This is a genomic window from Thauera sp. DNT-1 (genome assembly GCF_055393985.1).
This window is the reverse complement of sequence record NZ_AP043752.1, coordinates 1,550,170-1,573,732: the sequence shown is the minus strand read 5'-3', so window position 1 is coordinate 1,573,732 and position 23,563 is coordinate 1,550,170. Positions and strand designations below refer to the sequence as shown.

Genomic DNA, 23,563 nt, shown 5'->3' with positions numbered 1-23,563 from the left:
GCCGGCATTTCCGTGCCGGAGCCCTCGCCGTGCTGAGCGGGGCGGGCTCTGTCGGGCTGGCCTGCGCCGAGCCCTCGGGTGGCGGGCCGGTGATCGGCCTGGCGCTCGGCAGCGGTGCCGCGCGCGGCTGGGCGCACTTGGGCGTGTTGCTCGAACTTGCGCGTGAAGGCGTGGTGCCGCAGATCATCACCGGCTGCTCGATCGGTGCCTTCGTGGGCGCCGCCGCGGCCTCGGGTGACCTCGACAAGCTGGTGCGCTGGGCCGAGACCCTCAAGTGGCAGGACGTGGTGTCGCTGCTCGACGTGTCGCTGCGCGGGGGGCTCATCAAGGGCCAGAAGCTGATCGACTTCTTCGAGCGCAACTTCGTCGACCGCGACTTCACCGAGCTCGACCAGCGCTTCGCCTGCGTTGCCACCGAACTCTCCACCGGACGCGAGATCTGGCTGCACGAGGGCAGCGTGTCGGCCGCGGTGCGTGCGTCGATCGCGCTCCCCGGGCTGATGACGCCGGTGCTGCACCAGGGCCGCATGTTGGTCGATGGCGGCCTGGTCAATCCGGTGCCGGTGTCGCTGTGCCGCGCGATGGGGGCCGACGTCGTGATCGCGGTGGATCTCGGCTCGGACATGGTGGGGCGCGCCTTCCGGCGCTCGGCGGTCGAGCCTGCGCCGGTCGAGGAGACCGAGGCGGGGTGGACCGAGCGCCTGCTCGCGCGCTTCGGCTTCGCCGCCGAAGCCGAGTCCGGCATGCCCTCGCGGCCCCTGGCTGCGGCCGACAGCCTTCCCTCGCTGGTCTCGGTGATCAGCTCCAGCATCAACATCATGCAGGTGCGCATCGCGCGCAGCCGCCTCGCCGGCGAGCCCGCGGACCTGCTGGTGTCGCCGCGGGTGAGCCAGCTCGGCTTGATGGACTATCACCGCGCCGACGAGGCGATCGCCGAGGGCGTCGCGGCGGTGGCGCGGGTGCGCCCGTTGTTGCGCGAACTGCTCGGCGGCGCCAACGAGTGAGGATCGGATGAGCGATGAACTGAATGCGCGCCTGCGCGCGATCGTCGGCGCGGCCAACGTGCTCGACGGCGAAACCGACATGGCACCCTTCCTGAGCGACTGGCGCGGGCGCTACCACGGCCGCGCGCGCGCGGTGGTGCGTCCGCGCGATACCGCCGAGGTGGCCGCGGTGGTCGCCGCCTGCGCGCAGGCGGGCGTGGCGATGGTGCCGCAGGGCGGCAACACCGGCCTGTGCGGCGGCGCGACCCCGCTCGCCGATGGCGCGGCGGTGGTGATCAGTCTCGCGCGCCTGGACCGTGTTCGTGCGCTCGACCCCGACAACGACACGCTCACCGTCGAGGCCGGTTGCACGCTCGCCGCGGTACAGGAGGCGGCGCAGGCCGCCGGGCGCCTGTTCCCGCTCTCGCTCGCCTCGGAGGGCAGCTGCCTGATCGGTGGCAACCTGTCGACCAACGCCGGCGGCGTGCAGGTGCTGCGCTACGGCAACACGCGCGACCTGGTGCTCGGGCTCGAGGCGGTGCTGCCCGACGGCCGGGTCTGGGACGGGCTGCGTGCTCTGCGCAAGGACAACACCGGCTACGACCTCAAGCAGCTCTTCATCGGCGCCGAGGGCACCCTGGGCATCGTCACCGCCGCGGTGCTGAAGCTCTTCCCGGCCATCCGCACTCGCGCCACGGCCTGGGTGGCGGTGGCCGACCCGCGCGCGGCGGTGCGCCTGCTCGGGCTCTTGCGGGCAGCCTGCGGCGACCGCGTGAGCGCGTTCGAGATTGTCGGCCGCACGGCGCTCGGGCTCGTGCTCCGGCACATCCCGGGCGCGCGCGATCCGCTCGCCGGTGCGCCGGCGTGGACGGTGCTGGTCGAGCTCTCCGATCCGGCCGTCGATGCGCCGCTCGAGGCCCAACTCGAGGCGGTGCTGGGCGAGGCCGTCGCGCAGGGCCTGGCCAGCGACGCCGTGGTGGCGGCGAGCGTGGCGCAGGCGCGGGCCTTGTGGGCGCTGCGCGAGGACATCTCCGAGGCGCAGCGCATCGAGGGCGTCAGCATCAAGCACGACGTCTCGGTGCCGGTCAGCCGCATCCCCGAGTTCCTCGAACGCGCCGGCGCGGCGCTTGCCGCGCGCTGGCCGGACATTCGCGTGGTGGCCTTCGGGCACATCGGCGACGGCAACCTGCACTACAACCTGTCCAAGGCGGTGGCCGACGACAACGCCACCTTCATTGCACGCACCGCAGAGGTCAATGGCATCGTGCACGACCTGGTTTGCGAACTCGGTGGCTCGATCTCTGCCGAGCACGGTCTCGGCCAGCTCAAGCGCGAGGAGGTGCTGCGCTACAAGCCGGCGCTCGAGATGGAGCTGATGCGGCGGGTGAAGCAGGCCTTCGATCCGGCCGGTTTGATGAATCCGGGCAAGGTGCTGTAGAAAGTTCGGAGAGGGGGTTTACAGGTCCCGGGGAGCGACCTATAATGCGCGCTCTTTGGTGCCGGGGGTATAGCTCAGCTGGGAGAGCGCTTGCATGGCATGCAAGAGGTCAGCGGTTCGATCCCGCTTACCTCCACCAAACTGAAGAATGCAGTCCCCATCGTCTAGAGGCCTAGGACACCGCCCTTTCACGGCGATAACCGGGGTTCGAATCCCCGTGGGGACGCCATACAAGGCGGTCCGGCCAATGGCTGGAAAGCAAGCCGGTGAAAGCCGGGCAGGTCAGCGCGGAGTGGTAGTTCAGTCGGTTAGAATACCGGCCTGTCACGCCGGGGGTCGCGGGTTCGAGTCCCGTCCACTCCGCCAGTTTCAAGAGCAGGGCTTCGGCCTTGCGATGTTTCGGAAGTGACGCTCCGGGGCAGTTGCGGTGGGCTTTTTCAGAAGCTATAATCGCCGACTCGTTGTGGGGGTATAGCTCAGCTGGGAGAGCGCTTGCATGGCATGCAAGAGGTCAGCGGTTCGATCCCGCTTACCTCCACCAAAGGTTTTTTGCAGTAGATAGGCTTGCAGTCCCCATCGTCTAGAGGCCTAGGACACCGCCCTTTCACGGCGATAACCGGGGTTCGAATCCCCGTGGGGACGCCAGAAAAGGCGGTCCGATGTTGCTCGGGTCGCAACCGGCGAAAGCCGGAGCAGGTCAGCGCGGAGTGGTAGTTCAGTCGGTTAGAATACCGGCCTGTCACGCCGGGGGTCGCGGGTTCGAGTCCCGTCCACTCCGCCACCAAAAAAGCCACCGTACGGTTTCCGTGCGGTGGCTTTTTTCCGTCTGCGGCCGCAACGGGCATGCTTCCGTTGGTCCTAGGGGAGGGGCCCGCATGCGCCCCTCCTCGCGCCTTACGCCCCCTGCTTCTTGATGCGGTAGTTCAGCTGCGGCCGCGTCATGCCCAGCAGTCGCGCCGCCGCCGACAGGTTGCCGTTGGCGCGCTCGACCGCGTGCTGCAGCAGGCGCTGCTCGAAGGCGTCGAGCGACATCCCCGAGTCGAGTACCGCCGCGGCGAGATCCTGCTGCGCGCGTCGCGCGGTTTCGAGCCCGCCCTGGGCGCTGAGCGAGTGCTCGCGGGCGTGCTCGTCGAGCGTGCCGATGAAGAGGTGCTCGACCTCGATCTGGCCGTTCTGGGGCGCGAGGATCACGCCGCGCTCGAGCACGTTCTCGAGCTCGCGCACGTTGCCCGGCCAGGCGTGCAGCTTGAGTGCGTGCATCGCCTTGTCGCTGAGGCCGGCGATGCGCTTGCCGTGCAGGGTTTCGAAGCGGCGCACCATGGCCTCGACCAGTGCGGGAATGTCGCCGGTGCGCTCGCGCAGCGGCGGGATGGTGACCGGATAGACGTTGAGGCGGTAGTACAGGTCGCGCCGGAAAGTGCCGGCATTGACCGCCTTCTGCAGGTCGACGTTGGTCGCGGCGACGAGGCGGACGTTGACCTTGCGCGTGCGCTCGTCGCCGAGGCGCTCGATCTCGCCTTCCTGCAGCGCGCGCAGCAATTTGGCCTGCGCGGGCAGCGGCAGCTCGCCGACCTCGTCGAGGAAGAGGGTGCCGCCATGCGCGCGTTCGAACTTGCCCGCGCGCGAGGTGTGCGCGCCGGTGAAGGCGCCGCGTTCGACGCCGAAGAGCTCGGATTCGATCAGCTCGTCGGGCAGCGCGGCGCAGTTGACCGCGACGAAGGCCTCGTCCTTGCGCGCGCTCATCTCGTGCAGGGTACGGGCGAAGCGCTCCTTGCCGACGCCGGTCTCGCCGAGCAGCAACACCGACACGTTCGTGGACGCGGCGCGACCGATGAGGTCGTAGGCGTGCAGGAAGGCGGCGGAGCTGCCGATGAGGTCGGGGGTGCGGCGCGGACAGGAGATCGTGCGGCGCATGGCCTCGATCTCCTCACGCAGCTCGAGCAGGCGGCCGACGATCGAGTCGGCCTGGAAGTAGGGCAGGAGGGTGTCCGCGTCCGGCCAGTCCTCGGCCGGCCGGCCGACGATGCGGCAGTGCTCGTGCCCGGTCGCGGCGCATTCGGTCTCGCGGAAGAGGATGAAGCGTCCGGTGAAGGCGCTGGTGTAGCCGGAAGCGTAGCTGATCATCATCCAGCACACCGGCTCGGCGGACTCGCCGAAGGCCTGCACGTGCGCTTCTGCCTCCCAGGCGTTCTCCCACAGGAATTCGGCGTAGAAGCCGTTGTCCGCACCGCCGAACTCCAGCCGTACGGGCTCGACGCGGGCACAGCCCTCGAGCATGTGCAGCTGCGGTCCCATCACGAAAGCGTCGGCCAGGCCGCTTGCGCTGCGCGTCTTGCGTGCGAGTTCGGCGTCGCGCATGCCCGAGGCGAAGCCCATGCGGGTGAGGATGCGGCGCGCCTGCTCGCGGCCGACCGATTCGATCAGCTCCTTGCGCAGCTCGGCCATCGCGCCGGCGTGCAGCAGCAGCATGCGGTGCTCGCCGAGCCAGATGAGGCCGTCCTCCGCGGCGAAGCGCAGCAGGCTGCGCAGGTCGGCGTTCTCCGGGTATTGGATGCTGGCCAAGGGTCTCCTCCAGGCTGGTTTCGCTCCCGCTCTGCGGCGGTTGGTGTCCGGGATCGTCGTGGTGGCCGGGCGAAGCGCGCAGGTTACCTCACGCGGCTGCGCTTCGGGTGGCGAGGAATTCCAACGATTATGTGGAAAATCTCGAGAAAAAGGAATGGGCTGCGGGAATCAAGCGGACCTTTCATCATCCAGCCGATCTTGTCGCTCATCCACGCGCGTCGGGTCCGGCGTCCATCACCGCCCGGGGCGGGAGGATGCGCAAGCGAGGGCGAATGCTGCGCAGCAATAAATAGACTGAATCAAATAATCAACCAGACACTGGGTTTGATCATTTGATGAAGCCGGAAATCCTTGCTTCGGTAGGGCGAATATCGAGAAAGGGGCTAAATCCGGCCATAAGCCGGATTTTTCTGAAATTGGCACGGAACTTGTTAGGTAGTCCCCTGCGGCCAGCCCGTGTTGATCAATCCGAAGGAGTGTGGGCCATGAAGAACAGCGAACCGGCGGTGGACCTGAACCGGAAGTTCGTCCGCCTGATCGAGCGTCGTCCGGACGGTTTCGTGGAATTCGAGTTCGCCATCGGCGATCCCGAGCTGTTCGCGGAGATGTTGCTGCCGTCCGAGGCCTATGAATCCTTTTGCCAGTCGAACCACGTCGTCTTCCTGGAGCCCCGCGTGGAGGAGTCGAAGGGCGAGGACGAGTCCGGGGACTGGAACTGGAACCTGCATCAAGCCACCCACCAGCGCTTCCGCTGAGCGCCGACAGACGAGTACACAGGAGGAGATTCCATGCAGATCGATTTGCGCACCGTCACCATCAAGCCGCTGCGGCAGACGTTCGACAACATCGCCCGCCGCATCGGCGCGGACAAGCCCGCGTCGCGCTACCAGGAAGGCACCCTGGACATGCAGCAGACGGCGAACTTCCATTACCGCCCGACCTGGGATCCCGAGCACGACATCTACGATGCCTCGCGCACCGCGATCAAGATGGCCGACTGGTACGCCTTCAAGGATCCGCGTCAGTTCTACTACGGCGCCTACACCCTGGCGCGCGCCAAGCAGCAGGACACCGCCGAGGCCAACTTCGACTTCGTAGAGAACCGCGGCCTGGCCGCAACCCTGCCCGAGTCGGTGCGCAAGACCGTGCTCGAGCTGCTGCTGCCGCTGCGCCACGTGGCCTGGGGCTCGAACATGAACAACGCGAGCGTCTGTGCCTACAGCTACGGCACGGGCTTCTCGCAGCCGCACATCTACCAGGCGATGGACCAGCTCGGTATCGCCCAGTACCTCACCCGCGTCGGCCTGCTGCTCGGCGACGTCGAGTCGCTGGACGAGGCCAAGCGCGCCTGGATGGACGATGACGCCTGGCAGGGCCTGCGCCGCTACGTCGAGGATTCCTTCGTGATCAAGGACCCGGTGGAGCTCTTCGTGGCGCAGAACGTCGCGCTCGACGGCCTGCTCTACCCGCTGGTGTACGAAACCATCATCGACGACGTGCTGTCGTCCCAGGGGGGCACGCCGGTGGCGATGCTCACCCAGTTCATGACCGACTGGTTCACCGAAACCCGGAAGTGGGTCGACGCCACGGTGAAGATCGCCGCGGCCGAGTCGCCCGAGAACAAGGAAGTCATGGCGCGCTGGCTGAGCCAGTGGCGTGATCGCGCGGCCGCAGCGCTGCTGCCGGTCGCGCGCATCGCCCTCGGCGACCGCTCGGACGAAGTCCTCGGCGAAGTCGTCCAGCAATTCAACGCGCGCATGGCCAAGGCCGGCGTCGCCCTCTGAGCGGAGCATTCAATGTCGACCGTATTTCTCGCATTGCAGACCAACGAAGACACCCGCCCGATCATCGAGGCGATCCTGCAGGACAACCCCGGCGCCGTCGTGGATGAGCAGCCGGCGATGGTGAAGATCAACGCCGACGGCCGCCTCGTCGTGCGTCGCGAGACCATCGAGGAGCTCATCGGCCGCGACTACGACCTGCAGGAGCTGCAGGTCAACATGATCACCATGTCGGGCAACCTCGATCAGACCGACGACGAAATCACCCTGTTCTGGAAATCCTGAGACCCCGAGGAGACACGAAAATGGACATGCAAGTCGCCAAGAAGAAGCTCGGCCTGAAAGAGCGCTATGCCGTGATGACGCGGGGCCTGGACTGGACCCCGTCCTACCAGAAGATGGAAGACATCTACCCCTACATCGCCTACGAGGGGATCAAGATCCACGACTGGGACAAGTGGGAAGACCCCTTCCGCCTGACCATGGACGCGTACTGGAAGTACCAGGCCGAGAAGGAGCGCAAGCTGTACGCGATCATCGACGCCTTCAATCAGAACAACGGCCACCTCAACGTCACCGACGCGCGCTACATCAACACCATCAAGCTCTTCATCAGCGGCATCAGCCCGCTCGAGTACGTCGCCCACCGCGGCTTCGCCCACGCCGGCCGCGCCTTCCCGGGCCCGGGGCCGCGCGTCGCCTGCCTGATGCAGTCGCTCGACGAGATCCGCCATGCGCAGACGCAGGTGCACTCGATCTCGAACTACAACAAGTACTACAACGGCATGCACGACTTCCACCACGCGCACGGCCGCGTGTGGTTCCTGTCGGTGCCCAAGAGCTTCTTCGACGACGCGATCACCGCCGGCCCCTTCGAGTTCATGGTCTCGATCGGCTTCTCGTTCGAGTACGTGCTCACCAACCTGCTGTTCGTGCCCTTCGTCTCGGGCGCGGCCTACAACGGCGACATGGGCACGATGACCTTCGGCTTCTCGGCGCAGTCCGACGAGGCGCGCGACATGACGCTGGGCCTGGAGGTGATCAAGTTCATCCTCGAGCAAGACCCGGCCAACGTTCCGATCGTGCAGCGCTGGATCGACAAGTGGACCTGGCGCGGCTACCGCGTGCTGACGCTGGTGGCGATGATGATGGACTACATGCTGCCCAAGCGCACGATGAGCTGGAAGGAGGCCTGGGAGGTGTACTTCGAGGAGAACGGCGGTGCGCTGTTCAAGGACCTCGCGCGCTACGGCATCACCATGCCCAAGTGCGCCGAGCAGATCGCGCTCGAGAAGGACCACCTGTCGCACCAGGCCTGGAGCACCTTCTACAACTACGCCGTCGCCGCCAACTTCCACACCTGGATGCCGGACGAGGACGAGATGGCGTGGCTGTCGAGCAAGTACCCGGAGAGCTTCGACAAGCACTACCGGCCGCGCTACGAGTTCTGGCGCGAGCAGGCCGCCAAGGGCAACCGCTTCTACAACAAGACGCTGCCCATGCTGTGCCAGACCTGCCAGATCCCGATGCTGTTCACCGAGCCGGGCGACGCGACCAAGATCTGCTACCGCGAGGTCGATTACAAGGGCGACAAGTACCACTTCTGCTCCGACCACTGCAAGGAGATCTTCGAGCACGAGCCGGAGAAGTACGTCCAGGCCTGGCTGCCGGTGCACCAGATCTACCAGGGCAACTGCTTCCCCGAGGGCACCGACCCGACGGTGGAGGGCTTCGATCCGCTCGCCGCGGTGCTGGAGTACTACAAGCTCGAGCACGGTCGCGACAACCTCGACTTCGACGTGTCCGAGGACAAGAAGAACTTCGCCGAGTGGCGCGGCCAGGCCACGAAGAACATCTGAGCCAGCGGTGCCGCGGGCCGGCTCCGGCCCGCGGCCTTCGACAAGACACCAGGAGACAAGACATGAGCGTTGCCGCCCTCAAGGCCTACGATTTCCCCGCCGCCGACACCCAGGACAAGTTCCACGGCGCCCAGCTGCTGTACATCGGCTGGGAAGACCACCTGCTGTTCTGCGCGCCCTTCGCCTTCCCCTTCCCGCCGACCATGCGCTTCGGCGACGTCGTCGCCGGGCCGATGCAGGCCGCCTTCGGCTACCACCCCGACTACGCACAGATCGACTGGGCGAAGGCCGAGTGGTTCAAGTCGGGCAAGCCGTTCGCGCCCGACTTCGACAAGTCGCTGGCCGAGAACGGGCTCAGGCACAAGGACGTGATCCGCTTCCGCACGCCCGGCCTCACCGGCATCAAGGGCTCCTGCAGCTGATCGCCCCCCACGGGGTGCGGCGCGCGCCGCACCCCGCGCACCCCGCCAGAGAACGCACAAGAACGGAAGCGCACCATGAGCTACGAACTGACGATTGAACCGATCGGCCAGACGATCGAGGTGGAGGAGGGCCAGACCATCCTCGACGCCGCCCTGCGCGCGGGGATCTGGCTGCCCCACGCCTGCTGCCACGGCCTGTGCGCCACCTGCAAGGTGCAGGTGCTCGACGGCGAGATCGACCACGGCGAGGCCTCCAGCTTCGCGCTGATGGACTTCGAGCGCGACGAGGGCAAGACGCTGGCCTGTTGCGCCCGCCTCGAGTCCGACGTGACCATCGAGGCCGAGATCGAAGAAGATCCCGACGCCGAGTCGATCCCGGTGCGCGACTTCCCCGGCACCGTGACGCGGATCGAGGCGCTGACGCCGACGATCAAGGCGGTCTTCATCGAGACCGACGAGCCGATGCATTTCCAGGCCGGCCAGTACATCAACTTCTTCCTCGAGGGCGGGGAATACAGCCGCGCCTTCTCGCTCGCCAACCCGCCGTCCACCGGCCGCGAGGTCGAGCTCAACATCCGCATCGTGCCCGGCGGCCGCGGCACGACCTGGGTCCACGAGCAGCTTCAGGTCGGTGAGCGCGTGCGCCTGTCCGGTCCCTACGGACGCTTCTTCGTGCGCAAGTCGGCGCCCGAGGCGCTGCTGTTCATGGCCGGGGGCTCGGGTCTGTCGAGCCCGCGCTCGATGATCCTCGACCTGCTCGAGGCCGGCGACACACGGCAGATGACCCTGGTGTACGGCCAGCGCAACCGCGCCGAGCTCTACTACCACGACGAATTCCTCGCCCTCGCGGCGAAGCACTCCAACTTCACCTACGTGCCGGCGCTGTCCGACGAGCCCGCGGATTCGGGCTGGGAAGGCTTCCGCGGCTATGTGCACGAGGCGGCGACGGCACACTTCGACAACGACTTCCGCGGCCACAAGGCCTACCTGTGCGGCCCGCCGCTGATGATCGACGCCTGCATCACCGCGCTGATGCAGGGACGCCTGTTCGAGCGCGACATCTACATGGAGAAGTTCTTCTCCGCGGCGGACGTGCAGCAGGTACGCAGCCCGCTGTTCAAGAAGATCTGAGACGGGCGAGGACGGACGGATGAGCATCATGTCCAGCGCGCAACCGGCGGCGCCAGCGACCGCTGCGGACGATCCGGAGATCGGCCGCAGCATCCACGCGGCCGGCATCCTGACCAACTACCACGACCTCGGCGAGGGCTTTCCCGCGCTCTTCATCCACGGCTCGGGTCCCGGCGTCTCCGCCTGGGCCAACTGGCGCCTGGTGCTGGCGCCGCTCGCGCAGCGCATGCGGGTGATCGCGCCCGACATGGCGGGCTTCGGCTTCACCGAGCGGCGTGCCGACCTGCGCTACGACATCGACACCTGGGTCGCGCAGGCGCTCGGGCTGATGGATGCGCTCGGGCTGGAGCGGGCAGACGTGGTGGGCAACTCCTTCGGCGGCGCGCTCGCGTTGGCGCTGGCGATCCGCCACCCGCAGCGCGTGCGCCGGCTGGTGCTGATGGGCAGCGTGGGCGTGCACTTTCCGATCACGCCGGGGCTGGACGCGGTGTGGGGCTACACACCCTCGTTCGAGAACATGCGCCGGATCATGGACTGCTTCGCCTGGGACCGCAGCCTGGTGAACGACGAGCTCGCCGAACTGCGCTACCGCGCCAGCGTCCGCCCGGGCTTCCAGGAGTCCTTCGCGAGCATGTTCCCCGCGCCGCGCCAGCGCTGGGTCGATGCGCTCGCCAGTCGCGAGGAGGACATCCGCGCGCTGCCGCACGAGACCCTGATCATCCATGGCCGCGACGACCAGGTGATTCCGCTGCAGACCTCGGAGACCCTGCTACGCTGGATCGAGCGCGCACAACTTCACGTGTTCGGCCGCTGCGGGCACTGGACGCAGATCGAGCACTCCACGCGCTTCGTGCGTCTGGTCGGCGACTTCCTCTGCGAGGAGGGCGAGCGCCGAGCCTGGCCGGCGGCAGGGCGGGCTGAAGGCGGTACTTGAAGGCTTCGTGGCGCGCCCGCAGGGCGGCACGGGCCACGGCAGGATCCGTCGAACGACGGATGAAGATCGAGCAAACCGACCCGGGCGGGCGTGCCGTCCCGGGCATATCAAGAGAGGAGCAGACAACATGGCAATGACAGGCGTACTTCGTCCGGGACACATCTCCCTGCGTGTCCTCGACCTCGAGGAAGGCATCAACTTCTACAAGAACACCCTCGGCCTGGTCGAAACCGGCCGCGACGGCCAGGGCCGCGTCTACTTCAAGGCCTGGGACGAGCGCGAGCACAACAGCGTACTGATCCGCGAGGCCGAGAGCGCCGGCGTGGACTTCTTCGCCTTCAAGGTCGCCGACAAGGCGACGCTCGACAAGCTCGACGCCGACCTGCAGGCCTTCGGCCTGAAGACCGAGCGCATCCCCGCCGGCGAGATGCTCGAGACCGGCGAGCGCGTGCGCTTCGAGGTGCCGTCGGGCCACCTGATCGAGCTCTATGCCGAGAAGACCGACATCGGCAACGGCCAGTCCTATGTGAACCCGGACCCGTGGATCCCGGATGCCGAGCGTGGCATCGCGCCCTCGCGCATGGACCACTGCCTGCTGTACGGGCCGGACATCGAGAAGGTGCAGGAGATCTTCGAGAAGGTGCTCGGCTTCTACCTCGTCGAGCACGTGGTGATGGAAGACGGCAAGACCGACCTGGCGATCTGGCTGTCGTGCTCGACCAAGGCCCACGACATCGCCTTCGTGCGCCACCCCGAGCCGGGCAAGCTGCACCACATCTCGTTCAAGCTCGACAGCTGGGAGAAGGTGCTGCGCGCGGCCGACATCATGTCGATGAACCGCATCTCGATCGACATCGGCCCGACCCGCCACGGCGTCACCCGCGGCACCACGATCTATGCCTTCGACCCCTCGGGCAACCGCTTCGAGACCTTCTGCGGCGGCTACGACACCTACCCCGACTACAAGACCATCACGTGGACCTGGGACGAGGTGGGCGCCGGGATCTTCTATCACGACCGCAAGCTCAACGAGCGCTTCCTGAGCGTGGTGTCCTGACCGCGGCCGCGCCGGCGCTCCCTGCCGATCGGGCAGGGGCGCCGGTGGGCGCGCAGGCAGGTTGAACGGGGCGTGCGTCCGGCGAACTCAGGACTTGTGCTTGCCGGCGAAGAACTCCGCCGGAAGCAGCTTCACCGCGTCGAGCGTGCGCAGCACGTGCTCGGTGAGGATGGAGGTCGCGCGCGTGGTGTCGCGTGCCAGGCTGGCGTTGAACAAGGCCTGGTGCTCGGCGTGGATGTCGCGCGGGATCGGATGGCTGAACAGGCTCAGGCGCCGGTAGCGCTCGGACTGCTGGTAGAGGATGTGCTGGAAATGACGGATCCAGCGCGAGGGCGACGCGGCGATCAGTGCCTCGTGGAAGGCGCGGTTGCGCCGCTCCCACTCCTCGGCGGCCAGCGAGTCGTGGTCGCCGAGCTTTTGCTCGGCGCGAGAGAGGCGGTGGAAAGCCGCGACCACGGAGGCCTCCCAGTCCTCGCCGCCGAGCTGCAGCGACTGGCGCAGGGCTTCGGTCTCGAGCAGCAGGCGGGTGCGGGTGATGTCCTCGAAGTCCTCGATGGAAATCGGCGAGACGCGGAAGCCGCGTTGTCCCTGGGCGACCACCAGGGCGTCGGTGACGAGCAGGAGGAGGGCCTCGCGCAGGGTGCCGGCGCCGACCTCGTAGCGGTCCTTGAGATGTTCGACGCGAAGTTTCTCGCCGGGCGGGTGAACGCCCTCGATGATGTCCCGGCGCAGGCGCTGGTAGGCCCCCTCGACGAGGGTCTTGGGCTCGACGGCCTCCGGTGTTCTTTGCGGAACGGCTTCGTTCATGATTGCGAAAATGTTGGAAACACCCCGGTTCCCGATTCTATCCGAGCGGGATGGAATTAGCTTCTTCTATAAATCTCGAGAAAAATCCTTGACGTCGACATTGCCCTGGCCTATCTTCAAAAACATTACAAATCAAACCTGAACCACAGGAGCTCACCCGATGAAAGTCGCTGTTCCTCAGGCCACCATCAGCTGGGAGGCGGCACATGCCGCCGTCGCCGCCGCGGTCGAGAAGGCCGAGGCGCTCGGGGTGCGGATCAACGTCGGTGTTGCCGACGCCTCCGGCAACCTCGTCGCTTTCCTGCGCATGCCCGGCGCCTTCCCGCAGTCGATCGCGATCGCCATCGACAAGGCCTACACCGCCGGCGGCTTCGGCTTCCCGACCGGGAAGTGGATGGACGTGTGCGCCGGCAACGAGGGCATGAAGCTGGGCTTCTCGGCACAGCCGCGGCTGGTCGTGTTCGGCGGCGGCCTGCCGATCCGCGTCGGCGGCGAGCTGGTCGGCGGCATCGGCGTTTCGGGTGCCTCCGAGGACCAGGATGGCATCTGCGCACGCGCAGGGCTGCTCGCGATCGGCGCCGACGACGTCGAGCCCTGAGCGGCGAGTTCTTTTTTTCGTCCGCACTGCGGGCATCTCCCGGTTGCAGTCGTGCGGCGGTCCGTCTCTCTCTCCCCTCTCCCCGGACCGTCGCGCGGCCTGCATTCCTGGAAACGACTCAACCCCAAAGGAAGACAGGCATGAACAAGATCAAGTGTGCGCTGATCGGACCGGGCAACATCGGCACCGACCTGCTCTACAAGTTGAAGCGTAGCCCGGTGCTCGAGCCGGTGTGGATGGTGGGCATCGACGCCACCTCCGAAGGCCTCGCGCGCGCGCGCGAGCTCGGCCTCAAGACCACCGCCGACGGCGTCGACGGGCTGCTGCCGCATGTGAAGGCCGACGGCGTGCAGATCGCCTTCGACGCCACCTCGGCCTATGTGCATGCCGAGAACAGCCGCAAGCTCAACGAGCTCGGCGTGCTGATGATCGACCTCACCCCGGCCGCGATCGGCCCCTTCTGCGTGCCGCCGGTGAACCTCGTCGAGCACGTCGGCAAGGGTGAGATGAACGTGAACATGGTCACCTGCGGCGGCCAGGCCACGATCCCGATGGTCGCGGCGGTGTCGCGCGTGCAGCCGGTGGCCTACGGCGAGATCGTCGCCACCGTGTCCTCCAAGAGTGCCGGGCCCGGCACGCGCAAGAACATCGACGAATTCACCCGCACCACTGCCGGCGCGGTCGAGAAGGTGGGCGGCGCCAGGAAGGGCAAGGCCATCATCATCCTGAATCCGGCCGAACCGCCGCTGATCATGCGCGACACGGTGCATTGCCTCACCGAAACCGAACCCGACCGCGAGAAGATCACCGCCTCGATCCACGCCATGATCCAGGAAGTGCAGAAGTACGTGCCCGGCTACCGCCTGGTCAATGGCCCGGTGTTCGACGGCAACCGCGTCTCCGTCTTCCTGGAAGTCGAAGGCCTGGGCGACTACCTGCCCAAGTACGCCGGCAACCTCGACATCATGACTGCGGCCGGCGCGCGCACCGCCGAGATGTTCGCCGAGGAGATCCTCGCCGGGCGTCTGCAGCTCGAATCCAACCGCGCCACGATGGTGGCCTGAGCGCCCCGGCACAAGGAGATGAACATGGAACTTCGCGGCAAGAAGATCACCGTCCACGACATGACCCTGCGGGACGGCATGCACCCCAAGCGCCACCTGATGACGCTCGAGCAGATGAAATCGATCGCCACCGGGCTCGATGCGGCGGGCGTACCGCTGATCGAGGTCACCCACGGCGACGGCCTCGGTGGCAGCTCGGTCAATTACGGCTTCCCGGCGCACAGCGACGAGGAATACCTCGGCACCGTGATCCCGCTGATGAAGCAGGCCAAGGTCTCGGCGCTGCTGCTGCCGGGCATCGGCACCGTCGATCACCTCAAGATGGCGCACGAGCTCGGCGTGTCCACCATCCGCGTCGCCACCCACTGCACCGAGGCCGACGTCTCCGAGCAGCACATCGGCATGGCGCGCAAGCTGGGCATGGACACCGTCGGCTTCCTGATGATGGCGCACATGAACAGCCCCGAAGGCCTGGTCACGCAGGCCAGGCTGATGGAGAGCTACGGCGCCAACTGCATCTACGTCACCGACTCGGCCGGCCACCTGCTGCCCGACACGGTGAAGGCACGCCTGTCCGCGGTGCGTGACGCGCTCAAGCCCGAGACCGAACTCGGCTTCCACGGCCACCACAACCTCGCCATGGGCGTGGCCAACAGCCTGGCCGCGCTGGAAGTGGGTGCCACCCGCATCGACGCGGCCGCCGCGGGCCTGGGTGCCGGCGCGGGCAACACCCCGCTGGAGGTCTTCATCGCGGTGTGCGACCTGATGGGCATCGAGACCGGCGTGGATGTGTTCAAGATCCAGGACGTGGCCGAAGACCTGGTGGTGCCGATCATGGACTTCCCGATCCGCATCGACCGCGATGCGCTCACGCTCGGCTACGCCGGGGTGTACGGCTCCTTCCTGCTGTTCGCCAAGCGCGCCGAGAAGAAGTACGGCGTGCCGGCGCGCGAGATCCTGGTCGAGATGGGCAAGCGCGGCATGGTCGGCGGCCAGGAAGACATGATCGAGGACACCGCGCTCAACCTCGCCAAGGCGCGCGGCCTGGCGGTGTGAGTCGCCGCCGGTGCGGCGCGGGCCGCACCGGTCGTTTTCCGCGGGCCGGACGCCGGGGGCGCCGGCTCGCAATAGTTCGACAACCGGAGGAAGAGACCATGCCGCTGGCAGAAATCACCATGATGGAAGGCCGTACCGAAGACCAGAAGCGCGCAGTGATCCAGAAGGTGACCCAGGCGATCGTCGAGGCCGTCGGCGCTCCGATCGAGAGCGTGCGCGTCGTCATCCGCGAGGTGCCCAAGACCAACTGGGGCATCGGCGGGGTGTCGGCGAAGGACCTCGGGCGCTGACGGTCGTGCACCCGCGAGAATGAGATTCACCGAGCGCTCCGCAGAGGGCGCCGGTCCAGGAGCAGCACACTCGTCGCAAGACCAATCAAGGAGGAATTCAAGGGATGAACATCAGCAAGATTGCGGCTGCGGTCGCGCTCGGTGCGCTCGCGATCGGCGGCGCCCACGCCAAGGAAGGCGGTGACCAGTATCCGAACGGGGCCGAGACCTGGCTGGCCGGCGCGGTGCCGCCGCCGGGGAACTAATTCATCAACTACTTCGGCTATTACAGCGGGGATCTGGTCGACGGTGGCGGCAACAAGGTCGCGGGCGCCGGCGTCGATGCCTGGTTCAACGCCTTCCGCTTCGTGCACACCAGCGAGTACAAGATCCTGGGTGGCAACTGGGGTTGGCACGTGATCGTGCCGCTGGTGCATCAGGACGTGGCGCTGGGTGCGGGCTCGGAGTCCAAGTTCGGTCTTGGCGACATCACCATCGACCCCTTCATCGTCTCCTGGCATTCCAAGAACTGGCACTGGGCGATCGGGCTCGACATCAATCTGCCGGTGGGAGCCTACAAATCGGGTGAGCCGCGCCAGAGCATCGGCGCCAACTACTGGAGCTTCGAGCCGCTGTTCGCGTTCAGCTACATGGGAGACACCGGCTGGGAGGTGTCGTCCAAGATCATGTACAACATCAAGACGTCGAACAGTGATTTCCGTCCCGCCCTCGGCGCGCCCAAGATGAAGTATGAGTCGGGTGACGAGTTCCACTTCGACTATCTCGTCGGCAAGCGATTCGGGCCGTGGGGCGTGGGGCTGTCCGGTTACTACCTGAAGCAGACGGGCAATGACAAGCTCAATGGACAGACGATCTCGTCCGCGCTTGGACCGTGGTCGGACGGACGCAAGGGTGAGGTCTTCGCCATCGGCCCCACCGTCAGCTACACGACCAAGGGCGGCGTGCATTTCACTGGCCAGTGGAACCGTGAAACGGGCGCGGAGAACCGCTTCGAGGGCGACAAGTTCATCCTCAAGCTGATCATGCCGCTGTAAGAGGCGGCGGGGCCTTTCCCGGAGCTGCGCGCACAACCCCGGCACACCGTCCTGGTGGCCGGGGTTTTTCGTCTGCCGTGTGCGCGGAGCGGCCGATCGTGACCATGCAAAATATTAATCACGATTATTTATAAAAATCTCGAGAATTATGCGTTAGAGTAGAGCTCTACCCGCGGTGATGCGCAATCCGGCTTCACCGCCCCGTCAGAACAGGAGAGTCCTCGATGAATGCACCTGCCGCCGCTCCCGCCCGCATCACCCGCATCGCCCGCCGCCGCGCGCGCCCGGGGCATGAGGCCGAGTACGAAGTGATGCTGCGTGAAATGCTCGCCAAGATGCGCGAGCACAAGGGTTTTCTGGGCGGCGATCTGATTCCGCCCGAGGCGGCGGGCGAGGAGTATCAGCTCGTGATCCGCTTCGCCTCGGAGGCCGAGTTGCAGGCCTGGGACATGAGCGAGGCACGACACGAGCTGCTCGAGCGCATGAAGGCGGTGGCCGAGGGCGAGCCTGAATTCCGCAAGCTGAGCGGGCTCGAAGCCTGGTTCGAGCCCGCGGTGGTGCCCGCGACGATGCATCCGCCGCGCGTGCGCATGGCGGTGGTGACCTGGCTGGGGATCTTCCCCACCGTGTCCTTCTTCCTGTGGTTCGTGCTGCCGTGGATCCAGCCGCTGCCCTTCCTGCCGCGCACCGCGGTGCTCACTGCGCTGATCGTGGTGACGATGACCTGGGTGGTGATGCCGCGCCTCACCCGCCTGATGCGCGGCTTCCTGAATCCGCCGCGCAAGGGCTGATCGCGCGCCGACGGCACGCGCGTGCCCTGCCTGCCCGGCGGCGCCGGAGCGCGGCGCGCCGGGCCTTTGCGTCACTGCGCCGCGATGATGTCGATCTCGACGCGCAGCCCGGGGAAGGCGAGGCGCTCGATGCCGAGCAGGGTGACCGCCGGCGGGCGCTCGGCGTCGAAGTAGGCGGAGCGGATCTCGCGGATGCGCGTGGTGTCCTCGGGGCGCAGCCCGACGACGTAGATCGTCACCTGCACCAGGTCGCGCATGCTCGCGCCTTGCGCGCGCAGTGCGATCTCGAGGTTGTCGAGCGTGCCTTTCAGTTGCGCCTCGAGGTCGTCGGGGTTGCGCACCTTGCCCTCGCGGTCGCAGTCGACCTGGCCGGACACGAAGATCAGCCGTTGCGGCGTGCTGATCGAGAAGGTCTGGCTGAAGGCCTTGCCGCTGAAGAGCTCGGGGGGATTGATCGCGATGCGTTCCATGGCGCATTTCTCCAGGTGGGGTCGTGACCCTGCCCCGCCCGGAGGAGGGCGGGGCAGGGTGGGGTACGGAAGATGCGGCGCCCGGCTGCGGGCGCCGGTCGCTGTTCAGCGCCCGGCCTGGGGCTGGCGGCAGCGGATCGACTGCGAGGGCAGCACGCCGTAGGTGGATTTGTAAAGTTCGGAGAAGCGGCCCAGGTGCGAGAAGCCGTACTCGAGCGCGACCGCGGTGACGTTCGGACAGGCCTGGCCCGGGTCGCTCAGGATCGAATGCACCTTCTCGAGCTTCTTCTGGCGCACGAAGTTCTTCGGCGTCGTCTTCACGTTCTTCTCGAACAGCAGGTAGAGCGAGCGCAGGCTCAGCCCGGCGTAGTGGGCGAGATCCTCGGCGCTGAGATCGAGCTTGATGTTGCGCTCGATGTAGTTCACCAGGCGCTCGAAGCTGGGCGCGTGCCGGGTGGGGGCGACCATGCTGACGTTGTGCTTGAGCATCACCATCAGCTTGGTGGTGACCACGCGACAGTAGTGCTGCAGCATCTGCGGCGTCGCCAGCTCGGATTCGGCCTCCTCGCAGAGCAGGCGCAACAGCAGCAGCAGGCTGTCGATGTCCTCGAAACGCTGCGGCTCGGGGCTGAACTTGATGCGCTCGTTGGGCTTGAACCAGCGGTGCTCGGTGCAGGCGTCGTCGAGCATCGCCGAGGGGATGCGGACGATGAACTTCTCGCAGTTGTCCGAGTAGGTGAGGTCCACCGGCTCGTCCGGGTTGAGCACCAGCACGTGGCCGGCGGGCAGGTCGAGCGTGCGGTTGGCGAGCGTGTAGCTGCAATAGCCTTGCAGGATGAACTGGGCGTGGTAGATGTCGCCGAGGCTCTCGGACAGCACGCGGGCCTGCGCGCCGTAGCTGAGACGGCAAAGATCCAGCGTGCCGGCGCGGCGGTGGCTGAGCGAGGCGCTGGCGTCGCTGGCGCGCGGCAGGCGCAGGCTGTGCGAACCCACGTTGGCGCGCACGTACTCGGAGACCTCGAAGGGGTTGGCGGCGGCGAAGACATTGCTCTGGCCGTTGAGGAAGCGGATGGGCATCACGCGGTCCTCCATTCGGGTTTGCTCACGTGCGTCTGAAACCGGCGTTCCTTGCTCATGCGCTTCTCCTCTCCGCCTGGCGTGCAGGCTGTCTCGCTCTCTGTCGGACGAAGTCGGCTTCTTGATCGGCCATTCTTCGAGAAACTTAAGAATCTCGATTTTATTGGGAAGCAAAAGCGCTGTCTATGGTTCTATGGATAAAGTTTTTTAATTCTGAGGCCGCAAGACAGGGGGACGAAAAAAAGCCGCGCTGCATCGCTGCAGCGCGGCCGAGGCGTCCGAGGGGAGGGAGAGGACGCGGGAAAATCAGCCCAGGTCGCCACCGCCCACCGGCACGATGGTGCCGGTGATGTAGGCGGCGTCGTCGGAGGCGAGGAACAGGATCGGGTCGGCCTGCTCGTCGAGCGTGCCGTAGCGCTTCATCAGGCTGCTGTCGATCGACTGGGTGTAGATCTGCTTGTACCAGAGCTTCTCCTGCTCGCTCTGTTCCTTGGTGTTGCGCGGGATCAGACGCGGCGGGGCCTCGGTGGCGCCGGGCGCGGTGGCATTGACGCGGATGCCGCGCTCGGCGTTCTCGAACGCCAGGCAGGCGGTGAGCGCATTGACGCCGCCCTTGGCCGCGCCGTAGGGCACGCGGTTGACGCCGCGGGTGGCGATCGAGGACACGTTCACGATCGCACCCTTGCCCTGTTCCTGCATGTAGGGCAGGGCGGCGCGGCAGCACCACAGCGTGGGGAAGAGCGAGCGCCGCACCTCGGCCTCGATCTCGTCCTCCTCGTAGTGCTCGAAGGGCTTGGTCCAGATCGTGCCGCCGACGTTGTTGATCAGGATGTCGATGCGGCCGAACTTCTCGACCGCGGCCTCCATGACCCGCTTGCAGTCGGCGAACTTCTCCAGGTCGGCGGTGAGGCTGAGGACTTCGACCTTGCCGGACAGCTCCCTGGCCACCTCATGCACGAGCTCGGAGCGGTCGACCAGCACCAGGGTGCCCTTCTCCTTGGCCATCTTCTCGGCGACGCGCTTGCCGATGCCCTGCGCGGCGCCGGTGATGACGGCCACTTTCTTCTTGAAACGGTTTGCCATTGTCGCTCCTGACGGGATGGGCAGCGCTCAGACGCTGGCGGCGAACTTCTCGTAATGGAAGCTGTTCGGTTCGACCTTGCGCTCGCGCAGGTCGTGGGCGACGGCCTCGACCATGGGCGGGGGGCCGCACAGGTAGATGTCCACGTTGCCTTCGTTGAGGTGGGCGGGCTCGATGTGGGCGGTGACATAGCCCTTCTTCGGCCAGCTGCTGTCGTCGGCCACCACGCAGACGTCGTAGGTGAAGTTGGGCAGTGCGGCCTTGAAGGCGTCCAGGCGCTGGAGCTCGACCACGTCGGCATCGGTGTTCACGCCGTAGATCAGGTGCACCGGGTGCGCGCTGCCGCCGGCGGCGACGAGCTTGTCGAGCATGGCGAGGAAGGGCGCGAGGCCGGTGCCGCCGGCGAGCATCAGCACCGGGCGGGCGACGTCGCGCAGGTAGAAGCTGCCGATCGGGCCGGCGAGCTTGATGGTGTCGCCGGGTTTGGCGGCGCCGGTGAGGTAGCCGCTCATCAGGCCGTTGGGCACGTTGCGGATGAGGAAGCTCACCCTGTTCTCGGCGGGCATCGAGCTGAACGAGTAGGCGCGCGTCTGCTCGGTGCCGGGCACGGTGAGGTTGGCGTACTGGCCGGGCAGGAAGGCGAGCTTGCCGATGCCTTCGCCCTGCAGCACCAGGGAGAGCGTGCTCGGCGAGAGCTGGCGCACCTCGGCCACGGTGGCGGTGAGGGTGGCGTGCTTGATCTTGCACACCTCGGACGAGGCGGGCACGTTCACCACGCAGTCGCTCTTGGGGTGCATCTGGCAGGTGAGGACGTATCCGAGCTTGGCCTCTTCCTCGCTCATGGCGTCGTCGATGTAGAAGCCGAGCTCGTACCTGCCCGATTCGGCCTTGCACTTGCAGGCGCCGCAGGCGCCGTCGCGGCAGTCGATGGGGACGTTCACGCCCTGGCGGTAGGCCGCATCGGCCACGGTCTCGGTGGCGTTGCAGTCGATGAAGCGGGTGACGCCGTCCTCGAAGTTCAGCGCGATCTTGAATGTCATGGTTGTCTCTCCCGGTTGGGGCGGGGTCGCCTGCGCCGTTGCCGGCGCGCGGTGCCCCGCCCTCGTTGTCAGACGTGGTAAACGTCGATGACGTGGCGGATGTAGTCGGTCTTCAGGACGACCTTCTTCTCCTTGATCAGCGGGCTCGCACCGGACACGTCCAGGGTGTAGAAGCTGGTGCCGCAGAAGTGGTCGGTGTGGTTGTAGCGCACGCTCATGGTGTGCCAGTTGAAGCGCAGCTTGACCGTCGTGCCGCTCTGCTCGACCACCTCGACGTTGCTGATGTGGTGGTTGGTGCGGGTGTCGGGGATGGTCGCGCTCGAGCGCTCGGTGCGGATGCGGAACACGCGGTCTTCCAGGCCGGCGCGGCGGCCGTACCAGATCAGCGAGATCTCGGTCTGCGGGTCTTCGGTCAGCTCGCCGTCATCGTCCCAGGCCGGCATCCAGAAGGTGCAGTTCTCGTCGTACATCGCCAGCCATTCGTCCCACTCGCGGTCGTCGAGGTGACGGGCCTCGCGGTACAGGAAGGCGCACAGGTTCTCGTAGGAAATGCTCATCTCGTGGGTCTCCGATTATGCGTTCTTGGCTTTGGATTCGAGCGCCTCGCGGACCTGCTCGAGCCAGTAGGTGTGCTGGGCGACGTACAGGCCCTCGTCTTCGGTCTTGACGCCGGACAGGATGGGCTTGAGGTCGATCTTGTCGGCCTCGTCGTCCGGGCCTTCGACCCAGTGCGTGGCGCCGCGCGACATGTCGTTCCACTCCAGCGCACGGCCCATGAAACCTTCCTGGCAGGCGCGGAACTCCTCGAGGTCGTCCGGCGTGGCCATGCCCGAGGCGTTGAAGAAGTCCTCGTACTGGCGGATGCGGCGGGCGCGGGCCTCGGCCGACTCGCCCTTGGGCGCGATGCAGTAGATGGTGACTTCGGTACGGTTGACGTCGAGCGGGCGGAACACGCGAATCTGCGAGCTGAACTGATCCATCAGGTACACGTTCGGGTACAGGCACAGGTTGCGCGAGTTGCCGATCATCCAGTCGGCCTTGGCTTCGCCGAACTCATTGACCAGGCGGTCGCGCTGTTCCATCAGCGGACGGTCTTCGGGGTTGTCCCAGCGCGTCCACAGCAGCAGGTGGCCGTTCTCGAAGGAGTAGGAGCCGCCGCCCTTCTTGGCCCAGCCGCCGGCGCTCATCGCCTTGATGTCGTCACCGGCGTCGCGGCTCTTGCGCTGCGCCTGGGTCGCGGCGTAGTTCCAGTGCGTGGCGGTCACGTGGTAGCCGTCGGCGCCGTTCTCGGCCTGCAGCTTCCAGTTGCCCTCGTAGACATAGGTCGAGGAGCCGCGCAGCACTTCCAGGCCCTCGGGCGACTGGTCGACGATCATGTCGATGATCTTCGTCGACTCGCCGAGGAAGTCCTCGAGCGGCTGGACGTCGGCCTTCAGGCTGCCGAAGAGGAAGCCGCGGTAGGACTCGAAGCGCGCAATCTTCTTGAGATCGTGCGAGCCCTCGCAGTTGAAGCTCTCGGGGTAGCCGGTCTCGGACGGGTCCTTGATCTTCAGCAGCTTGCCCGAGTTGTTGAAGGTCCAGCCGTGGAACGGGCAGGTGTAGGTGGCCTTGTTGCCGTGCTTGAAGCGCGCCAGCGTGGCGCCGCGGTGGGCGCAGGCGTTGATGAAACAGTTGAGCTGGTTGTCCTTGTTGCGGGTGATGAACACCGGCTGACGACCGATCTTGGTCGTGTAGTAGTCGTTGATCTTGGGCAACTGGCTCTCGTGGGCGAGGTAGATCCAGTTGCCTTCGAAGATGTGCTCCATCTCGAGATCGAACAGTTCCTTGCTGGTGAACATCTCACGCTTGCAGCGGAACAGGCCCTTTTCCTTGTCCTTCTCAATCAGTGAGTCCAGATATTCCGTGGTGATCATCGCCAGAGTCTCCTGTGTTGTCTGATGCGCGGAGTTCGCATCGTAGGGAGGTCAAAAGGCGCGAAATATCCAGTTCTTGCAACATCAGTATCCACTCTCTGCAGGGTGGTCCCGGCTGCACAAAGCGGATAGCGGTTGTGCACGAAGTGGATATTGCCGTATGGCCGCTCCCCCT

Annotated in this window: 23 protein-coding genes, 6 tRNA genes and 1 pseudogene; 22 read left to right on the top strand and 8 right to left on the bottom strand. The window is 66.4% G+C overall.

The features are described 5' to 3' along the window. Positions 1–29: 29 nt before the first annotated feature. The 8 genes from rssA to ACZ5PP_RS07300 all read left to right on the top strand — a co-directional run bounded on the left by rssA (position 30) and on the right by ACZ5PP_RS07300 (position 3,202). Entirely contained in the window at positions 30–1,004 is a 975-nt protein-coding gene (gene rssA / locus ACZ5PP_RS07335; RefSeq protein WP_004265997.1) for a patatin-like phospholipase RssA, read from the top strand. A 7-nt stretch (positions 1,005–1,011) separates the two neighbouring features. Then, a complete protein-coding gene (locus tag ACZ5PP_RS07330) occupies positions 1,012–2,421 on the top strand; it encodes an FAD-binding oxidoreductase (protein WP_012585818.1) in 1,410 nt (469 codons plus the stop codon). A 63-nt stretch (positions 2,422–2,484) separates the two neighbouring features. After that, positions 2,485–2,560, top strand: a tRNA-Ala gene (locus ACZ5PP_RS07325). 14 nt (positions 2,561–2,574) lie between these two features. Beyond that, a tRNA-Glu gene (locus ACZ5PP_RS07320) sits at positions 2,575–2,650 on the top strand. Between the two features lie 60 nt (positions 2,651–2,710). After that, a tRNA-Asp gene (locus ACZ5PP_RS07315) sits at positions 2,711–2,787 on the top strand. A 99-nt stretch (positions 2,788–2,886) separates the two neighbouring features. After that, positions 2,887–2,962: transfer RNA gene (locus tag ACZ5PP_RS07310), tRNA-Ala, on the top strand. Between the two features lie 28 nt (positions 2,963–2,990). Next, positions 2,991–3,066 (top strand) — tRNA-Glu (locus ACZ5PP_RS07305). Between the two features lie 59 nt (positions 3,067–3,125). Further along, a tRNA-Asp gene (locus tag ACZ5PP_RS07300) sits at positions 3,126–3,202 on the top strand. A gap of 113 nt (positions 3,203–3,315) precedes the next feature. On the opposite strand, the gene ACZ5PP_RS07295 is transcribed toward ACZ5PP_RS07300, so the two are convergent. Continuing rightward, the gene (locus tag ACZ5PP_RS07295) at positions 3,316–4,983 is read right to left on the bottom strand and encodes a sigma-54-dependent Fis family transcriptional regulator (protein ID WP_043746713.1); all 1,668 of its coding nucleotides are present in this window, start codon (positions 4,981–4,983) and stop codon (positions 3,316–3,318) included. A gap of 485 nt (positions 4,984–5,468) precedes the next feature. Between ACZ5PP_RS07295 and ACZ5PP_RS07290 the strand changes: the two genes are divergently transcribed. The 8 genes from ACZ5PP_RS07290 to ACZ5PP_RS07255 all read left to right on the top strand — a co-directional run bounded on the left by ACZ5PP_RS07290 (position 5,469) and on the right by ACZ5PP_RS07255 (position 12,167). Further along, positions 5,469–5,738: a phenol hydroxylase subunit gene (locus tag ACZ5PP_RS07290; RefSeq protein ID WP_273422526.1), complete on the top strand. Its 270-nt coding sequence runs from the start codon at positions 5,469–5,471 to the stop codon at positions 5,736–5,738. Between the two features lie 33 nt (positions 5,739–5,771). Then, the gene (locus ACZ5PP_RS07285) at positions 5,772–6,767 is read left to right on the top strand and encodes an aromatic/alkene monooxygenase hydroxylase subunit beta (RefSeq protein WP_464826924.1); all 996 of its coding nucleotides are present in this window, start codon (positions 5,772–5,774) and stop codon (positions 6,765–6,767) included. Between the two features lie 12 nt (positions 6,768–6,779). After that, positions 6,780–7,049, top strand: coding sequence for an MmoB/DmpM family protein (locus ACZ5PP_RS07280; RefSeq protein WP_004265988.1), 270 nt, complete (start codon positions 6,780–6,782; stop codon positions 7,047–7,049). Positions 7,050–7,069: 20 nt separating this feature from the next. After that, the gene (locus ACZ5PP_RS07275) at positions 7,070–8,623 is read left to right on the top strand and encodes an aromatic/alkene/methane monooxygenase hydroxylase/oxygenase subunit alpha (RefSeq protein WP_464826923.1); all 1,554 of its coding nucleotides are present in this window, start codon (positions 7,070–7,072) and stop codon (positions 8,621–8,623) included. A 62-nt stretch (positions 8,624–8,685) separates the two neighbouring features. After that, complete coding sequence (locus tag ACZ5PP_RS07270; protein WP_004265975.1) at positions 8,686–9,045, top strand: phenol hydroxylase subunit P4; 360 nt, start codon at positions 8,686–8,688, stop codon at positions 9,043–9,045. 75 nt (positions 9,046–9,120) lie between these two features. Then, positions 9,121–10,176, top strand: a complete 1,056-nt coding sequence (locus ACZ5PP_RS07265) for an NADH:ubiquinone reductase (Na(+)-transporting) subunit F (RefSeq protein ID WP_004265972.1) — start codon at positions 9,121–9,123, stop codon at positions 10,174–10,176. 19 nt (positions 10,177–10,195) lie between these two features. Beyond that, positions 10,196–11,110, top strand: coding sequence for an alpha/beta fold hydrolase (locus ACZ5PP_RS07260; protein ID WP_004265969.1), 915 nt, complete (start codon positions 10,196–10,198; stop codon positions 11,108–11,110). Between the two features lie 127 nt (positions 11,111–11,237). Next, positions 11,238–12,167 carry a catechol 2,3-dioxygenase gene (locus ACZ5PP_RS07255; protein WP_464826922.1) on the top strand — a complete coding sequence of 310 codons (930 nt, stop codon included), beginning with the start codon at positions 11,238–11,240 and terminating at the stop codon, positions 12,165–12,167. Positions 12,168–12,254: 87 nt separating this feature from the next. On the opposite strand, the gene ACZ5PP_RS07250 is transcribed toward ACZ5PP_RS07255, so the two are convergent. Next, positions 12,255–12,974, bottom strand: coding sequence for an FCD domain-containing protein (locus ACZ5PP_RS07250; protein ID WP_004265939.1), 720 nt, complete (start codon positions 12,972–12,974; stop codon positions 12,255–12,257). Positions 12,975–13,134: 160 nt separating this feature from the next. Between ACZ5PP_RS07250 and ACZ5PP_RS07245 the strand changes: the two genes are divergently transcribed. The 6 genes and pseudogenes from ACZ5PP_RS07245 to ACZ5PP_RS07220 all read left to right on the top strand — a co-directional run bounded on the left by ACZ5PP_RS07245 (position 13,135) and on the right by ACZ5PP_RS07220 (position 17,807). Next, positions 13,135–13,572: a GlcG/HbpS family heme-binding protein gene (locus tag ACZ5PP_RS07245; protein WP_004265936.1), complete on the top strand. Its 438-nt coding sequence runs from the start codon at positions 13,135–13,137 to the stop codon at positions 13,570–13,572. 140 nt (positions 13,573–13,712) lie between these two features. Further along, complete coding sequence (locus ACZ5PP_RS07240; RefSeq protein WP_004265933.1) at positions 13,713–14,636, top strand: acetaldehyde dehydrogenase (acetylating); 924 nt, start codon at positions 13,713–13,715, stop codon at positions 14,634–14,636. Between the two features lie 24 nt (positions 14,637–14,660). After that, positions 14,661–15,692 carry a 4-hydroxy-2-oxovalerate aldolase gene (dmpG, locus tag ACZ5PP_RS07235; protein ID WP_004265916.1) on the top strand — a complete coding sequence of 344 codons (1,032 nt, stop codon included), beginning with the start codon at positions 14,661–14,663 and terminating at the stop codon, positions 15,690–15,692. Positions 15,693–15,790: 98 nt separating this feature from the next. Beyond that, on the top strand, positions 15,791–15,982 hold the full coding sequence (locus ACZ5PP_RS07230) for a 2-hydroxymuconate tautomerase (RefSeq protein WP_004265915.1): 192 nt from the start codon (positions 15,791–15,793) through the stop codon (positions 15,980–15,982). Positions 15,983–16,086: 104 nt separating this feature from the next. Next, positions 16,087–17,016: pseudogene (locus tag ACZ5PP_RS07225) on the top strand (SphA family protein). Between the two features lie 224 nt (positions 17,017–17,240). Further along, positions 17,241–17,807: an antibiotic biosynthesis monooxygenase gene (locus tag ACZ5PP_RS07220; protein WP_004265913.1), complete on the top strand. Its 567-nt coding sequence runs from the start codon at positions 17,241–17,243 to the stop codon at positions 17,805–17,807. A gap of 71 nt (positions 17,808–17,878) precedes the next feature. Here the strand turns inward: ACZ5PP_RS07220 and ACZ5PP_RS07215 are convergent, their stop codons facing one another. The 6 genes from ACZ5PP_RS07215 to benA form a co-directional block, all read right to left on the bottom strand. Beyond that, positions 17,879–18,277, bottom strand: a complete 399-nt coding sequence (locus tag ACZ5PP_RS07215; RefSeq protein ID WP_004265912.1) for a RidA family protein — start codon at positions 18,275–18,277, stop codon at positions 17,879–17,881. 105 nt (positions 18,278–18,382) lie between these two features. Further along, complete coding sequence (locus ACZ5PP_RS07210) at positions 18,383–19,354, bottom strand: AraC family transcriptional regulator (protein ID WP_012585812.1); 972 nt, start codon at positions 19,352–19,354, stop codon at positions 18,383–18,385. A gap of 306 nt (positions 19,355–19,660) precedes the next feature. Further along, a complete protein-coding gene (locus tag ACZ5PP_RS07205) occupies positions 19,661–20,437 on the bottom strand; it encodes a 1,6-dihydroxycyclohexa-2,4-diene-1-carboxylate dehydrogenase (protein WP_464826921.1) in 777 nt (258 codons plus the stop codon). A 27-nt stretch (positions 20,438–20,464) separates the two neighbouring features. Continuing rightward, entirely contained in the window at positions 20,465–21,475 is a 1,011-nt protein-coding gene (gene benC, locus ACZ5PP_RS07200; RefSeq protein ID WP_464826920.1) for a benzoate 1,2-dioxygenase electron transfer component BenC, read from the bottom strand. Positions 21,476–21,543: 68 nt separating this feature from the next. Then, complete coding sequence (benB, locus tag ACZ5PP_RS07195; protein ID WP_324525864.1) at positions 21,544–22,032, bottom strand: benzoate 1,2-dioxygenase small subunit; 489 nt, start codon at positions 22,030–22,032, stop codon at positions 21,544–21,546. Positions 22,033–22,047: 15 nt separating this feature from the next. Continuing rightward, positions 22,048–23,388, bottom strand: a complete 1,341-nt coding sequence (benA, locus tag ACZ5PP_RS07190) for a benzoate 1,2-dioxygenase large subunit (RefSeq protein ID WP_464826919.1) — start codon at positions 23,386–23,388, stop codon at positions 22,048–22,050. Positions 23,389–23,563: the final 175 nt, after the last annotated feature.